The following is a 15,140-nucleotide window of genomic DNA, read 5'->3' as shown; positions in this document are numbered from 1 at the left end:
TCACACTTGTTTAAACGGCGGTAAACCGACTGCTGTTAACGCCTCATCGGAGTAGCGTACATAAGTCTCTAATTTATCATTGCGGATATAAATAGGATCGTCACAACCAATTGGGTTATATCCTTGTTTTTGCAAATCAACCTTACGTAGCTTAAAGGTTGAAGTCATGTCTGCAACACTGCTGACTCTGACAAATTGTGGCGCAGCGTAACGAGGTAACTTAGCCTCTGTTAGTGCATAAAACGCATTAGGGTCAAAATCTTTCCCTTGTTGCATAACGATTGCTGCCATTCCGGCTCTGCCTTCATGCTCAGGTACTTGAACACCATAGATATTGATCAATTCAAGTCCTGCTAATCCACTCAATTCATTTGCGACTTCCTGTGAGGACACGTTCTCACTTTTCCAGCGATAGGTATCACCTATTCTATCGACAAAATAAAAATAGCCATTGTCATCAAAACGTAATAAGTCTCCTGAACGCCAGTATGCGTCGCCCTGGGTAAATACATCAGCAAGGATCTTCTTCTCTGTTGCATTACTCGAGGTATAGCCTTCAAAGCGGCCACCGCCAAACTCTGGATGATTAATGATCATGCCTATCGCCTCGCCGACTTCACCACTTTTACAAGGCACATACAAGCCATCGGCATCCTTTTCATGGCATTCTAAATCAGTGTTGAATTTAACCAGGCGAAAATTGGTCTTGCTCCAATCTGCTACTCTGCCACATGAACCTATGTAGTTATCTAGATTAATTAAATTAGTATTGGCCTCTGTGGAGCCCCAACCTTCATAAATGTCCATCTCACCAAACTTGTTAATCCAACTCAACCAAGACTCGGCACTAAGACCGGCGCCAAGCATGCAGCGTAAAGTATGATCTTTTACTCCTTGGCCTTGATTTTTACTGTCGTCATAATTGAGTAAATAGCGACAGATCTCACCGATGTACTGACATACGGTAATCCCGTTTTGCTGCACATCCGGCCAAAACTCACGCACACTGAATTTTCGCCTAACCACAATACTTGCGCCAGCCGCTAAAGCGGTTGAAGTCACTGACGTTGCCGCTGCGCCATGATACATAGGCAGGCAGACGTAAAACACATCAGATTCAGTTGCATCGATTGTCACCGACATCACATCACCAGAACATAACCAACGCATATGGCTGTATATGGCTGCTTTGGGTAGGCCTGTTGTTCCAGAGGTGAAAATAAGTAAACTCGGCGTTTCTGCGGTAATATCTTTTCGGGCTACCCTTGAATCAAATTCACGACTGTAATCCATATAATTCAAGGCTAAATTGCTATCAAAGCATTCAAGGTCTTTGTTGGCTGCAGTTTTTTCGACATCAGAAGCTAACCAAAGTGGCACCTGTAACAGCGAGCAATCTGTAATATCACTGATAGTCTTACTCACTAAGTGGGCACACTCTTCACCGACTATGACGGCGCTTGCTTCAGTCTCTTTAATCGCGTGGGATAAAGGAGCCCCGTGAACCTGTGAATTAATAAACGCGACAATGACGCCCAATTTGGTCAATCCAAACCAAATAAAGAAAAACTCGGGCCGATTTTCAAGCACCATTGCACAAACATCTCCAGCATTTAGACCTCGAGATGCAGCTAAGTTGGCCACTTGGTTTGCACGTTGATCGACTTCTGCGTAACTAAAGTGCTGGTCATTATAAACAAGAAATGTTTTATCCTGTTGCGACTGCGCTTGTTGTTCTACCCTGTCTGCGATTGTATATTTTGCATAAGGTTTAATAAGTTGCGCCGCTTTCGATCGTTTGTCACTCTTTGCCTGAGTCTCTTCCATGGAGGCCAAGGGCACTCCACTGTGGTTTTTAATTTTCACATCATGTCCTTATCAATGGTGACGTTAATTTGCATGTAATCGCTGTCCATGTAAGCTTCAAACCACTACTTCACCCGGATCTTTGGTGCCGGAGTATCTTTACGCATCATGTTTAAAAATTGCTCTATAGGTGCAGGCGTTGCGACATTGGGTAATTCGTTTGTATTGGGTCGCTGCGACCAAAACTGCTTCCAGCTTGGAAATAGATCGTGAAACGTACCGGAATAACAGGTTTTTCCCGGCCAACGCATCTTCATATCGCCGATTGCGGGTTTATTTTGATCTGAGGCGTACCAATAACAAGGTAATCGTCGTCTAAAATACCAGCGGCCTTCTATTCGTTCGTAGTCGTCCCAGTACAGCATTTGCATCAAAACCCATTCGGCGCCGGTTTCATGTTCATTTTTAGAGTAGACGACCCCAATCGCATGATTTTCATCGATAAATTCAATGATATGTTGACCAATATGATGTGAGGTGCCGCTAAATTGATCTCTTAGAGTGCTATCAACCCAACTCTTCAAATGCGCTCTACCGGTTTTTTCTCTGCCGACACGAATATCTTCAGCGAATAAACCAACATGAGCATCAAGATCGCGCATATCCAAAGACAAAGAGTATTTACCGGCTAACTGGCGGATCTCTTCTATCGATTCCAGACGATCGATACGCTTTTCTATAGATTCCGTCATGATTGTCCCTTATAAAAACGCCATTCCGCCGTTTACCGCTAAGTTCTGCCCGGTTATAAAAGAGGCATCGTCACTGGCAATAAAAGATGCAAGCTTGGCAATATCAGCGGGTTCTCCCATACGACCTAATGGAATGGCGTCGATCATCTGCTGAGTCCACTCTTCTGGAATATCAGCCATCATTGGGGTATTGGTAGGACCGGGGACTATGGTATTAACGCGAATGCCACTTGCAGCAAGCTCTTTTGCAATTGAGCGGGTAAGTCCGATAACGCCCGCTTTAGATGCACAGTAATGACTAGGGCCATCACCTGACATCACTGCGGTGCTCGAAATATTGATGATACAACCGCTACCCTGCTCTTTCATGACACGGGCAGCTTCGCGGCAACAGTAGAAGGTGCCGGTAAGATTGACATTAATCACTTTGTGCCAGTTTTCGTCCGGGGTATCGATAAATGAGTCAATTGAGCCGATCCCCGCGTTATTGATCACAACATCAATACTGCCGAGGCGTTGCACCACCTCCGTAATCGCGTCTCGGACTGAACTGGACTGGGAAATATCGCAACCAATACCAATAACCTCAGTGCCTGACTCAGCACTTTGTTGCTCAGCCACTTTTTTAGCTGCAGCTTCATTAATATCGATAGCGGCGACTTTAGCGCCTTGCTCGGCAAATAACTTAACCATTGCCAGTCCCATTCCTTGACCCGCACCGGTAACAAAAATAACTTTATCTTTATGTTTCATGCTCTCTCCAAATTGGACTGACTTTAATTAGATGTCATATCGACGGACCTATATGGTGAGAAACATGTTGATAGAGCTGTCAAAACTAGACATCGTCCAAGAAGACTAAGCGCATTTATGAGTGCCAATTAAAATAAATGTTGCAGTAAGGCCAACTTGTTACTGGGCTATAAATCAGCAAACTTATTGCTTCTGTGGTCTGTATGGACGATGTCAAAAACACAGTTGAATTAGAGGATTAATCTAATTTTAGCAATTGACTACACCTGATTAGCTAAGCTGTTGCTTAGGCTCCTTGATCATGGTGATAAGGAATAATCTATGAATAGCTCGCTCTCTGATTCAAATGTGATCCAAGGAAAATTTGTCACTCTTGATAATGGACTGACTTTGCACTATCTGGACAAAGGAGAAGGTAAAACCGTGTTATGGCTCCATGGAAGTGGACCCGGAGCGAGCGGCCATAGTAACTTTAAAGGCAATTATCCTGTTTTTGAAAAAGCAGGCTTTAGAAATATTGTTCTGGACTTACCAGGTTTTGGTCAGTCAGATAAGCCCAATGACATTAATTACGATTTAGCTTTTTTTGTTGAGACCTTAAATCAATTTTTGCTGAAAACAGGGATCGAACAATGCACATTGCTCGGCAACTCTTTAGGAGGTGCGATTGCATTAGGGCAAGCACTTAAGTACCCACGAACCGTCGAGCAACTTATTCTAATGGCCCCGGGCGGCGTTGAAGATCGCGAAACCTACTTTCAAATGGTAGGGATCCAAAAAATGGTTGAGATTTATAGCCAAGGCCCCATGGGAGTTGAAGAGATGCGTCAAGTCATGCGTCTGCAGCTATTTGATTCATCGCAACTAGACGACAATACTCTGCGCGAGCGCGCAGAAGTCGCGACCACCCAGCCAAAAAACTTATTTTCGACGATGTTAGTGCCAAATATGACCGAGCAATTACGACTTGTCGAATGCCCTATTTTGGGGTTTTGGGGCACCAATGACAACTTTAACCCGCCCGCGGGAGTTGATAAATTTCTAGACAACGCGCCTAACGCAAGGTTCTTGTTACTTAATCGCTGCGGGCATTGGATCCAAGTAGAGCACCAAGACCTATTTAACCGAACTTGCCTCGACTTTCTCAAGCATGGTTAATGTGTCGGCAATTTTAGCGCTGACATATTAGGTATTATGGGTTAATCGTGTTCCGAACAGCCTGCTACCTAATGACGAATAATTAAAAATAATAACGATCACAAAGACAAAAATTAGAGAGAGTATCAATGGCGAACTTCGAACATTTACTAAAACCCGGAAAAATAGGCAGTTTGACGCTTAAAAACCGCATGGTAATGGCTCCTATGGGATCCAATTTTGCGGAGTCTAATGGCCATTGTGGTGAACGCATTCAAGCTTTCTACGAAGAAAGGGCTAAAGGCGGCGCTGCACTGCTAACCATGGGGGTGGGTGCTATTGCTTACCCTGCGGGTACTGCAGAGCCTTACCAAGTTGGTATTTCATCTGATGAGTTTATTCCCGGTCTAAAGCAGTTAACCGACCGCGTACATAAGCATGGTGCCAAAATCGCTATCCAGTTACAGCATGCAGGTAAAACTGCGGTAAGGGATTTAGCCGAAGGCAGGGATTTATGGGTGCCATCAATGCCACCCGCGACCAATAGCGATATGATGAAGACCTTAACCCATAGTGAACTGGCCTCTTTCATTCGCCCAAAAGCAGGCGGGCAGATTAAAATTCGGGTTATGGACCAAGCAGATATCAAGCAAATGGTAGCTTGGTTCGCATCTGCCGCACTTAGAGCTAAACAAGCGGGCTTTGATGGAGTCGAGATTCATGCTGCTCACAGCTACATTATTGCAGGCTTTTTATCGGCTTATTACAACAAACGTGATGATAAGTATGGCGGCAGCCTCGAAAACAGAGCGCGGTTGTTGCTCGAAGTGATAGCGGCTGTGCGGCAACAAGTTGGTAATGATTACCCAGTTTGGTTAAGGCTCGATGCGGCAGAATTACGCACTCCTGGCGGGATCACAATTGAAGACTGCATCGAGGTCGCCAAGCTGGTTGAAGCTGCAGGCCTCAATGCCTTGAGTATTTCAGCCTATGCCAATACTAATCGAGGCGATGCATTTACCGAAGCGCCCTTAGTACAAAAGCCTGCAGGTTTTCTTCATTGGGCCGCAGAGGTGAGTAAACATGTTTCAATCCCTGTTACTGCGGTTGGTCGTTTAGAGCCCGATGTTGCCGATAAAGCGATTGGCAGTGGCAAAATAGCTTTTGTTGCAATGGCGAGAAAACTGCTAGCGGACCCAGAGCTGCCAAACAAAATCATCAATAACCGCGCTGAGGAGATCCGTCCCTGCATATATTGTTATGTCTGCGTTAGCCAAATTTTTATTAATCAGCGAGTGAAGTGCGCGGTAAACCCGAGAACAGGACATGAATCAACACTGAACATCATTGCCACTGACAAAGTAAAACATATCGTTATTGTCGGAGCTGGCCCTAGTGGCATGGAAGCTGCAAAAGTTGCCAGTGACCGTGGTCATAGAGTGACGCTGATTGAACGAGGGTCACGCCTAGGTGGCACTCTGTTTTTTGCCTCAATGACCTACCCTGAAAATGGTAAATTACTCGAATACCAAATTAATCAGCTGAAGCAATCTAAGGTGGATATTCGCCTTAATACCGAAGCATCGGTTGAATTACTTAGCCAATTGCAACCTGATGAAATTCTACTTGCGGTGGGCGCCCGCCGCACGAGTCCAAATATCGTCGGTTCGCAACTGCAACACGTATGGTCTGGAGATGAATTGCGTCTACTCATGACCGGCGAAGGCAAAGATATCGCTAAGCAAAAGCTGTCACTTTCACAACGAGCGATGTTCAATGCCGGATCAGCAAGTGGCGTCACATCCAGTTTAGATGCCTGCCGTCAGCTGTCTAAGTTATGGATGCCTCTGGGTAAAAAGATTACAGTTATTGGTGGGGGTTTAGTCGGATTAGAATTGGCAGAATTCTTAGCGCTTCGAGGACGGGATGTGACCATCATCGAACCAACAAGAGACTTAGGCAGCGAACTGTCGATTGTACGTCGTTGGCGGATCTTGCAAGAGCTCAATGAATTAGGAGTAAAAATTCTTACAAATTCAACTGTGAATAAAATTGATGCCAATAATGTAACCTTCACAGATAAAGAAGATGCAGCACAAACATTAGCAAGTGATAGCGTCATTATGGCTCAAGGCGCAGCGCCTAATAGCGACTTTGAGCAGATGTTGGTCGCGGAAGGCTTCAAAATCAGCTCAATCGGAGACGGTAGTGCTGTTAATTATATTGAAGGCGCTATTAGTTCTGGTATGAAAGCAGCGATTGAACTATAGCGCATAACTCAGATGTAGTAGCTCAGATGTAGTAGCTCAGACGAGTATCAAATACGCGACACGCTATGCACTCCTCAGTGACAACATAAAGGCCGCAATCTATGCCAGCGCGGATTATTCACATCTGGATAATCCGCGATTATTGCGAACAATGTAGACTCTTAAACACGACTCTTTGCTTTCAATTAGCTGTGGCTGGTTAATTCTGCTAATTCATACTGGTTTGTTACCTTAATGCCGTGTTTTTCTAATAAAGCACAAGTGACCCCTTGTCCTGGTATTTTAACGCCTTCAAATTTACCATTATAAATATTTGAGCTACCACAAGATGGACTAGACTCCGTTAAAATAGCATGGGTTACCCCTTGCTTAATGCAGACTTGCAAAGCCAGCTCTGCTCCCAATATAAAAGCCTCAGTGACATCGGTTTGGTCTTGGCACATTATTTTGGCTGAGCCTGCTAATACATCCACACCTGAACCTTGACAGATTTCAGCCGGAGCTCTAGGTATCACTAACCCGGCTGCAACTTCTGGACAAAAAGAGATGATGCTATGCGATTTAACGACGTCATCAAAGTCTGCGCTATTAACCTCAATCTGACTCGCGTTATAGCGAACATTACAACCCAACAAACATGAACTCACTAATACCTTCGCCACTTTAGATCCTTACCTCAATTCGTTAACTTGCTTGTATAACACCAACTTAGTTACGATTTCAATCTAGATTTTTAAGGTTAAGTCACTGTTGATTAGTCACGCTTGATTATTTATTACAATGCAGTGGATGCTTCATGAGGGATAATTTACAAACAACGTTTAGAGGGAGCATTTGCAGTGTGAAACTAAAATTGCCGAGGAGAATGATTAACACCTATACCGTACACTCAGACAGTTTCATTAATTAGATGTTATTTATTAGGTGGCCATAAAAATGGCGTTATCAACATGGGGTTGGCCAGAGTCGCGGCTGTATTGCGAATGAACGCGCATTAGCGATGCTACTAATGCGCGTGATTGCAGCGGTATTACTCGGTTAAGGCTGCATAGTGTGCTAAATGAAAGTCACTGTCTCCTAGGCTCATTTGTGCCACACGGATCCGTTTTAGATATAACCCAACATCCAACTCATCGGTCACCCCTATTCCACCGTGCATTTGTACTGCTTCGCCTGAGATCATGTCACTCAACTGGCCCACTTTCCATTTTGCTAACGATGCAGCGGCGGAAATATCATCGATGATTTGTAATAACCTAGCAGAATCGGCCGATTGTTCAGCTTGCAAGTTATTTAACTTATCAGCCGTAACAAATCCGTTAATAACTGCACTACGTGCTAATTCTAGCTCGATAAAACATTTTGCCGCTCGATGTTGAAGCGCCTGGAATGTGCCAATTTTTACGTCAAACTGCTCACGAGTTTTTAGATAGTCGATTGTCATGTTAAACAATGCTGAACATGCACCTAACATTTCAGCGGCTAAGCATAAACGGCCTAAAGCAAGACCCACATCAAGTGCACTTTTGGCTGGGTTCACCTCATTAGCGGCTAGTGAACTCGTTAATAATGACTCATCGCCGATTAGCGTTTGCTCAAACGTCACTGAACTGTAATTACCGGAATCGATTACCGACATTTTGTTATGGCTAAAACGCCCATCATTGGCCACTAAAAATAGACTAATCGGCGCGTTAACATCGTTAATGCGAGCTACAATTAACAGTGCATCTGCACCTACTCCGTCAATCACCATCGCCTTATGACCGGATAAGCGGTAGCCACCATCGACCTTTATCGCTGTCGTCGTAATATTTTCCGGGTCGTGTCTTACACCTTCCTCTAGTGCCAAGGCAACGCGCTTGTCTCCACTGATAATTTGTTCAAGCCAACTGATATGCTGCTTGGATAAATCATTGGTTTTAGCTAGTTGTTGTAAAATGCCACCACAAATGACCACAGATGACAGCATAGGTGAGTGAGTTAAATTATTGCCTATGGCTTCAAAGATCCCCGCTAAGCCTTTATGGCTAAAACCGTGTCCCCCTAACGTTTCAGAAAAGCTTATCCCACTCCAGCCTAATTGGATCATTTCTTGCCAAATAAGCGGGTCGAAACTCAGTTCGGTATTTTCATCTCGTAAGGCTCTTTTGGCTGCAACAGGGCTTTTTGATGTCAAAAACTCTATGGCAGTGTCAGCCAACATACGTTCGTCTTCGTTATAAATTAGCTTCATGATGTTGTTACCTTTTTAACTGAAGATCCCGCTTTACTATCAGGTAAGTTGAGCACTCTTTTAGCGATCACATTTAGCTGAACCTCAGAAGACCCACCCGCAATGGTTTGCGTAAAGCTATTTAGCCAACCACGGGTAACACTAAGCTCTTGCTCGCTAAAACTGTCGTTAGCGCAGCCATCTAGCTGCCACCCCAGAGCTCGGTAACCCATCACATCGAGTAGCAACTCAAACTTAACTTTCTCTTGTTCACTATGGGCATACTTCATAATTGACATCGTAGGGAAAACATCCTTTCCAGAACGAGCTTCTTCTCCCATGCGCTGAACCGTCAAATTAAAGATCCTTTCTTCCATATCACAAACAACGGTGCGTGCATGCAAAATCGTTTCCGATACAGTGTGAGGCTTGGGCATATAGTCGTTAACAAACGTTTTGAGGTGAAAATGATTTGGCAAACTAAACTCACCAAACTTGCTCATTGCGCTGCGCTCGTGCTGAAGCAGTAGCTTTGCTAGCGGCCAGCCACCGTTTACATCACCAATAAGGTTGTCTTTAGGCACTTTGACATTATCGAAGAACACTTCACAGAATGTCGATTTTCCACTGATTAAATCGATAGTTTTAGGCGTTACTCCGGCGCTTGCCATATCGAGTGCGAGTAAACTGATCCCTGCATGCTTCGAGGCGTTATTATCGGTTCTTACTAAGGCATACATCCAGTCCGATTTATCGCCGTATGAGGTCCAAATTTTAGAGCCATTAACCAAAAAGTGATCGCCCATATCGACGGCACTAGTCCGGATATTGGCAAGATCTGAGCCGGCATTAGGTTCGCTAAACCCTTGGCACCAGCGGACTTCACCTTGTGTCATCGGCAGCAGCAGGCGTTTTTTCTGCTCTTCAGTACCATACTTTAATAGCACTGGACCTAGCATCCAAATTCCTAGATTGATTTGCGGTGGACGGCATCGCATGCGGAGCATTTCTTTCTCGAGAATATTGACTTCTGTAGCCGACAACCCCCCACCGCCATATTCGGAAGGCCATCCCGGACAAAACCAACGTTTATCGCGCATACGCTCAAACCAATCACGCATATCTTGGGTGACAAAGTTTACGTTTTTACCGCCCCACACTAATTCATTCTCCGGAGTCGGCGTTCTGAGAGAATGTGGGCAATTTTCTTCTAGCCACTGTTTTACATCGTTTTTAAATAAATCCATATCGCTCATGATGCAAATCCTTCTAACTTTAGTTACGTGCTCTGGGTAAACCCAATCCAAATTGCGCAATGAGCTCTCGCTGGATCTCATTTGTTCCACCACCAAAAGTCAGCGTGACAGAAGCACGTACTTCATACTCGAGTTCGCCAAGTAATAATGAGGCGCTTGAACCTTCACGGACCATGCCGTTACTGCCGACAATATCTTGTAACAGACGCAATATTTCAATTGCAGATTCAGAACCATAAACTTTAGTGATTGATGCCAACGCAACATCCATTTGCCCTTGCTCAAGATCTGCGGCAATTCTAAAATTAATCAGCCGCATTGCTTCTAAACGCGAATAGCACTTGGCTAAAGCGCTTCGCACCCATGGATTATCAGTTGCGCATCGGCCGTGCTCATCTTTTGCCTTAGCCCAAAGGTAAACTTTACGGTACAAACTCACCACTTTATCTGACCATGCTCCTAACCCTAAACGCTCATGGTTTAATTGGGAAGTGATCAGTTTCCAGCCCCGATTGAGCTCGCCAACAAGCATTTCTTTTGGTACGACAACGTCGTCATAGTAAGTTGCTGCCGTTGGGTTCGAACAGGTGGGGATCACGGTATGTGAAAAACCTGGAGTTTGGGTATCAACGATCATAATCGAAATACCTTTATGCCGCGCCTGCTCTGGATCTGTTCGAGCTGCCAGCCAAATATAATCAGCAGACTCAGCACCAGAGGTCCACATTTTGTTGCCATTGACAACAAAACCTTCTTGTTCAACTTTTGCAGCCGTGGTCAATGTAGCCAGATCAGAACCTGCATTAGGTTCTGAATAACCGATGGCAAAAATGATTTCTCCTCTGGCAATACCCGGTAAGAACTTCTGCTTTTGATACTCTGTGCCGTGCTCCATTAATGCGGGACCTACCGTACTAATGGTCACAAATGGTAGAGGCGCACCTGCGATATTGGCTTCTTCAAAGAAAATAAGCTGCTCAGTCGCTTGATAGCCTTGGCCACCAAACTCTTTTGGCCATCCCACCGCTAACCAACCATCCTTACCGATTTGCTCGATAACAGCGCGATAGTCGTCTCCGCCCTCTTTTCCACGTAATTTAGCCTTGAGCTCTGGTGTCATCAGCTTGGTAAAGTAATCCCGAATTTTTAAGCGCAATTGATGCTGTTCTGGCGTTAAATCAATATACATACCTAAGCCTCCGCACTTAAAATCAGGCCACTGGTTGGCACGCCTGTTCCAGCTGTAACTAATACGTTCTCAACATCATCGACTTGATTGACCGCAGAGCCACGTACTTGGCGTACCGCCTCTGCGATACCGTTCATACCGTGAATATAGGCTTCGCCAAGCTGGCCACCATGGGTGTTAATCGGCAACTTTCCACCTCGAGCATGCTCGCCTGCACGGATAAACTCTTTCGCTTGTCCGCGTTTAGCAAAACCAAACTCTTCAAGTTGTGGCAATACAAATGGGGTAAAGTGGTCATAGATGACTGCAGTCTGGAAGTCTTCAGGAGTTAACTTTGATTGCTTGTAGAGCTCTTTTGCGACAATGCCCATTTCAGGCAGTCCGGTAATATCGTCACGATAAAATGAAGTCATCACTTGCTGCCCTTGTGCAATACCTTGGGCGCCGGCTTTTATCACCACGCTTTTCTGCTTTAAATCTTTTGCTCGCTCTGCACTGGTGATCACCATAGCAACCGCTCCATCTGACTCTTGGCAGCAGTCAAGCAAATGTAATGGTTCACAGATCCATCTTGACGCTTGGTGTTCCTCTAAAGTAATCGGCTTATTATGGAAGAACGCGGCGGGATTGGTCGCCGCAAAGTCTCGCGCCGCAACGGCTATGCGTCCGAAATCTTCTGATGTCGCGCCATATTCATGCATATATCGCTGGGCGAACATACCGACCCATGATGCGGGCGTATGAAAACCATGAGGCATATACCAACCATAATTTACATTTTCAAATGTCGGCGTATTAGCGAAACCATAATCCCCGGTACCAAATCGATACCAAGAGCGCTCGTTCATCGCACGATACACCACAACGGTTTTAGCCACACCAGAGGCGACAGCCATAGCGGCATGCATAACCGGTGCACACGCAGCGCCACCGCCATGAGGGATTTGGGAGAAAAACTTGACTTCCTTACAGCCGAGTAAACGAGCCACTTCATACTCTGGCACTTTATCTACAGAATAAGAGCAGAAACCGTCAACTTCACTCGGGTCAATCCCGGCATCTTTAAGTGCCGATAATGTTGCTTCCATTGCCAAACGTAATTCTGTACGGCCAGAGTTTTTAGAAAACTCAGTAGCGCCTAAACCAACAATAGCAGCCTTACCACTGATCGATGCATCCATCTAAATTCTCCTTTAATTACGCGAAATCTCGTGGCCATGAAACAGAAACGGAGCCACTCACATGGGCACCCATTGAATTTTTCCCAACAAGGCTAATCACTGCTGAATGATTCTGTGGATCAAGTGCGCTGACTTCTCCATTAAATACCATGGTGTCTCCAGGGTAATTTGGCATTCCTAGCTTAATGTTCAGATTAGTAAAACGAATGTTTGCCCCTCCCCATTGCTCAACAAAGCCCTGAACTAATGCATTAGTCGTCAAGATATTCATAAAAATATGGGGCGAGCCTAATTCCTTAGCGGCATCTTTATCATGATGACCTGGGAAAAAATCTCGGGTCGCAATCGCGCCACTAGTGATTAATGCAACCGTGATAGGAATTGTAAGCTGTGGTAATTTGTCACCAAGATTTACATTTGAAAAGTTGCTAGCCACACTGTTTTTAGTATTAATTGTTTTCATTGAGGTCATACTTCCATCCAAGTTTGTCATTCTCTGCTAACCAGTCACCTAACCGCTCGGTTATTGCTTGGCTTCCGCCAAGTCCTAGTGATATTGCGCGGCTCCAATACAAATAACGATGTATTGGATAACTGATATCTACACCGAAACCGCCATGAACATGTTGCGCTTTATGGCCTATCAAGTGTCCTGCATCACAAGCATGCAGCGCACAAGCTAGCGCTTCAGAATCACAACCAAGGCCCGCATCAATGCGATAGCAAAGTTGCAATAAGGTGGAACGCAGCACTTCTAAGGCAATACGACAATCAGCCATTGTCATTTGAACGGCTTGGAATGCGCCAATTTGACGATCAAATTGACGACGCTCACAGATATATTCAACGGTTCTTTTAAGCTGTTCCTCGCTGACTCCAAGCTGCATTGCACTAAAGGCTGCAAGCACTCTGGGAGTAAGCCATTCACTGGCACCATCTGCTAGAAGCTGATGCCCGAATACTGGGCATTGATTAAAAACAAGATCTGAAACTTGTTCGCCCTGAGTTAGTACTCCATCGATACGCTCTATATTGACAGCATCTAATTGCACCAGCGCAAAACCCACTTTGTTAGCGATTTCAATTGGCATCAACACATGGCTAGCGATAGCTGCGTCTGCAACAGCTGATAATTTACCGCTAAGTAAGTAACCGTTGTTTTCTTTATTCGGAGTCGCCTTAACTAACGCGCTATGCTTGCTAAGCTTTGGCATACTGAGGGTTAATATATTGTCAGCAGAAGCTGCTGCGCGCACAACGGGGTGTAGATCTGCAGTAGCAAACTTGGCTAAACATGCCCCGGCTAATTGATGGCGCCAAAGTGGAACCAAACCTAATGCTGCACCTTGTGCTTGTAGTACTAATGCAAGTTCGGTCATTCCTAATTCACTTCCGCCATACTCTTCTGGCAAATACAGCGCATGTAATCCGGTTTCAATACAGGTTTGCCACAATGTATCCATTATGGTGATATTTGAATCGTCAACTTCACGTAGGTACTCATCGGTGCAGCAATCGTTAAACACTCCCTGAGACATTTCAAAGATCGCTTGCTGCTCTTCGGTTAATGAAAAATCCATAATATCCCCCCTTTTTATCCGCTGACAGGTTTGAACATTGGTAGTGTCAAATCACCGTCGTAGGTGGTGAACTCCACTTTAACTTTTTGACCAATGACTACGTCCTCAGGCTCAATGCCGATCAAGCCAGCCGTTAACCTTACCCCCTCTTCTAATTCGACGAGAGCGATTGGGTTCGGGTGCTCAAATGGTGGGACTTCTGGATAATGCATCACCACAAAAGAGAAGATACTCCCCTTACCGCTAACCACTTTATGGTCTAGCTCGAACGACTGACAATGCATACATATCGGTGCCGGTGGATGCTGTAGTTTGTCGCAACAAGTACAGTGCTGGATACGAAGTTCATGTTGATTACAGCCATCCCAGAAGAACCGATTATCATCGCTGATCCCAGGCTTTGGTCGCTTATACACTTTGGCAGCAGGCTTTGGATCCTGTTTTACTTCAGGCGTGGATTCTGCGCGAGCTGCTGGTTTAAATTTAAACACTCTAAATAATAAAGTGCCGACCAATTCTTCTTCACCATCGTTATGAGTTGAAAAATAAGTCATGATAAAAGTGACAAAGTATCCAACCCCAAGGCCGGTGGTTTTTTCTTCGCTAATTGACTCTAATTTTGTGGTGTAACAAAGCTTCTCGCCCATTTTTAAATATCGTTTAAAATCGAGTTCAGAATTAACCGCAACAACCGCTGGGTAGCCTTGTGCCTCCAATAATTTCAGTACGCCGTAAGGGTTTTCTTCTGAAGACCCCGGCGCACAAACATCGTTAAACCCGGCTAAACACCACGTCTGTAACATTGAAGGCGGTGCAACAATGCCTTCAAACTCTGTTGTTAATGCGTATTGTTCATCGGTATAAAGTGGGTTATCAATTCCCATGACTTCGCACCATTGCCTTACCATCGCAGGGTTGATAGCATCCCATGCGTATATACGGTCGTACTCTGTGCCTACTAAAGTGCGTATTTGGGTCATCCAAGGATAATCAGCCAATGT

13 protein-coding genes are annotated in these 15,140 nt (G+C 45.0%); 2 read left to right on the top strand and 11 right to left on the bottom strand.

Annotation, left to right across the window (positions count from 1 at the left end; all coding sequences use genetic code 11):
* From SPEA_RS11290 to SPEA_RS11280, 3 genes are all read right to left on the bottom strand, one after another.
* The gene (locus SPEA_RS11290) at nt 1-1,866 is read right to left on the bottom strand and encodes a long-chain-acyl-CoA synthetase (protein WP_012155386.1); all 1,866 of its coding nucleotides are present in this window, start codon (nt 1,864-1,866) and stop codon (nt 1-3) included.
* A 65-nt stretch (nt 1,867-1,931) separates the two neighbouring features.
* A complete protein-coding gene (locus SPEA_RS11285) occupies nt 1,932-2,558 on the bottom strand; it encodes a nuclear transport factor 2 family protein (RefSeq protein ID WP_012155385.1) in 627 nt (208 codons plus the stop codon).
* Between the two features lie 9 nt (nt 2,559-2,567).
* The gene (locus SPEA_RS11280; protein ID WP_012155384.1) at nt 2,568-3,311 is read right to left on the bottom strand and encodes an SDR family NAD(P)-dependent oxidoreductase; all 744 of its coding nucleotides are present in this window, start codon (nt 3,309-3,311) and stop codon (nt 2,568-2,570) included.
* A 321-nt stretch (nt 3,312-3,632) separates the two neighbouring features.
* Here SPEA_RS11280 and SPEA_RS11275 point away from each other — a divergent pair, with 321 nt between their 5' ends.
* Complete coding sequence (locus SPEA_RS11275) at nt 3,633-4,469, top strand: alpha/beta fold hydrolase (RefSeq protein WP_012155383.1); 837 nt, start codon at nt 3,633-3,635, stop codon at nt 4,467-4,469.
* Between the two features lie 128 nt (nt 4,470-4,597).
* Complete coding sequence (locus tag SPEA_RS11270; RefSeq protein ID WP_012155382.1) at nt 4,598-6,718, top strand: NAD(P)/FAD-dependent oxidoreductase; 2,121 nt, start codon at nt 4,598-4,600, stop codon at nt 6,716-6,718.
* Nucleotides 6,719-6,903: 185 nt separating this feature from the next.
* Here the strand turns inward: SPEA_RS11270 and SPEA_RS11265 are convergent, their stop codons facing one another.
* From SPEA_RS11265 to SPEA_RS11230, 8 genes are all read right to left on the bottom strand, one after another.
* Nucleotides 6,904-7,380, bottom strand: a complete 477-nt coding sequence (locus tag SPEA_RS11265; protein WP_012155381.1) for a 2-thiouracil desulfurase family protein — start codon at nt 7,378-7,380, stop codon at nt 6,904-6,906.
* A gap of 368 nt (nt 7,381-7,748) precedes the next feature.
* Entirely contained in the window at nt 7,749-8,954 is a 1,206-nt protein-coding gene (locus SPEA_RS11260; RefSeq protein ID WP_012155380.1) for an acyl-CoA dehydrogenase family protein, read from the bottom strand.
* Complete coding sequence (locus SPEA_RS11255) at nt 8,951-10,189, bottom strand: acyl-CoA dehydrogenase family protein (protein WP_012155379.1); 1,239 nt, start codon at nt 10,187-10,189, stop codon at nt 8,951-8,953. Before SPEA_RS11255 ends, SPEA_RS11260 begins: the two co-directional genes overlap by 4 nt.
* Nucleotides 10,190-10,208: 19 nt before the next feature.
* The gene (locus SPEA_RS11250) at nt 10,209-11,378 is read right to left on the bottom strand and encodes an acyl-CoA dehydrogenase family protein (protein ID WP_012155378.1); all 1,170 of its coding nucleotides are present in this window, start codon (nt 11,376-11,378) and stop codon (nt 10,209-10,211) included.
* 2 nt (nt 11,379-11,380) lie between these two features.
* Complete coding sequence (locus tag SPEA_RS11245) at nt 11,381-12,559, bottom strand: lipid-transfer protein (RefSeq protein WP_012155377.1); 1,179 nt, start codon at nt 12,557-12,559, stop codon at nt 11,381-11,383.
* Nucleotides 12,560-12,575: 16 nt separating this feature from the next.
* Complete coding sequence (locus tag SPEA_RS11240; RefSeq protein WP_012155376.1) at nt 12,576-13,022, bottom strand: MaoC family dehydratase; 447 nt, start codon at nt 13,020-13,022, stop codon at nt 12,576-12,578.
* Nucleotides 13,009-14,139, bottom strand: coding sequence for an acyl-CoA dehydrogenase family protein (locus tag SPEA_RS11235; RefSeq protein WP_012155375.1), 1,131 nt, complete (start codon nt 14,137-14,139; stop codon nt 13,009-13,011). Before SPEA_RS11235 ends, SPEA_RS11240 begins: the two co-directional genes overlap by 14 nt.
* Nucleotides 14,140-14,153: 14 nt before the next feature.
* Complete coding sequence (locus SPEA_RS11230) at nt 14,154-15,137, bottom strand: OB-fold domain-containing protein (RefSeq protein ID WP_041410932.1); 984 nt, start codon at nt 15,135-15,137, stop codon at nt 14,154-14,156.
* Nucleotides 15,138-15,140 lie beyond the last annotated feature (3 nt).

The organism is Shewanella pealeana ATCC 700345, assembly GCF_000018285.1.
Classification (GTDB): Bacteria; Pseudomonadota; Gammaproteobacteria; order Enterobacterales; family Shewanellaceae; genus Shewanella; species Shewanella pealeana.
Note: the sequence above shows the minus strand (reverse complement) of the source record. Positions and strands in the feature narration are given on the sequence as shown.

Bases quoted from the DNA above. Each gene is read 5' to 3' on its own strand.
- SPEA_RS11285 (WP_012155385.1), bottom strand. From the start codon at position 2,558: ATGACGGAATCTATAGAAAAGCGTATCGATCGTCTGGAATCGATAGAA.
- SPEA_RS11235 (WP_012155375.1), bottom strand. From the start codon at position 14,139: ATGGATTTTTCATTAACCGAAGAGCAGCAAGCGATCTTTGAAATGTCT.
- SPEA_RS11255 (WP_012155379.1), bottom strand. From the start codon at position 10,189: ATGAGCGATATGGATTTATTTAAAAACGATGTAAAACAGTGGCTAGAA.
- SPEA_RS11280 (WP_012155384.1), bottom strand. From the start codon at position 3,311: ATGAAACATAAAGATAAAGTTATTTTTGTTACCGGTGCGGGTCAAGGA.
- SPEA_RS11240 (WP_012155376.1), bottom strand. From the start codon at position 13,022: ATGAAAACAATTAATACTAAAAACAGTGTGGCTAGCAACTTTTCAAAT.
- SPEA_RS11250 (WP_012155378.1), bottom strand. From the start codon at position 11,378: ATGTATATTGATTTAACGCCAGAACAGCATCAATTGCGCTTAAAAATT.
- SPEA_RS11270 (WP_012155382.1), top strand. From the start codon at position 4,598: ATGGCGAACTTCGAACATTTACTAAAACCCGGAAAAATAGGCAGTTTG.
- SPEA_RS11260 (WP_012155380.1), bottom strand. From the start codon at position 8,954: ATGAAGCTAATTTATAACGAAGACGAACGTATGTTGGCTGACACTGCC.
- SPEA_RS11275 (WP_012155383.1), top strand. From the start codon at position 3,633: ATGAATAGCTCGCTCTCTGATTCAAATGTGATCCAAGGAAAATTTGTC.
- SPEA_RS11245 (WP_012155377.1), bottom strand. From the start codon at position 12,559: ATGGATGCATCGATCAGTGGTAAGGCTGCTATTGTTGGTTTAGGCGCT.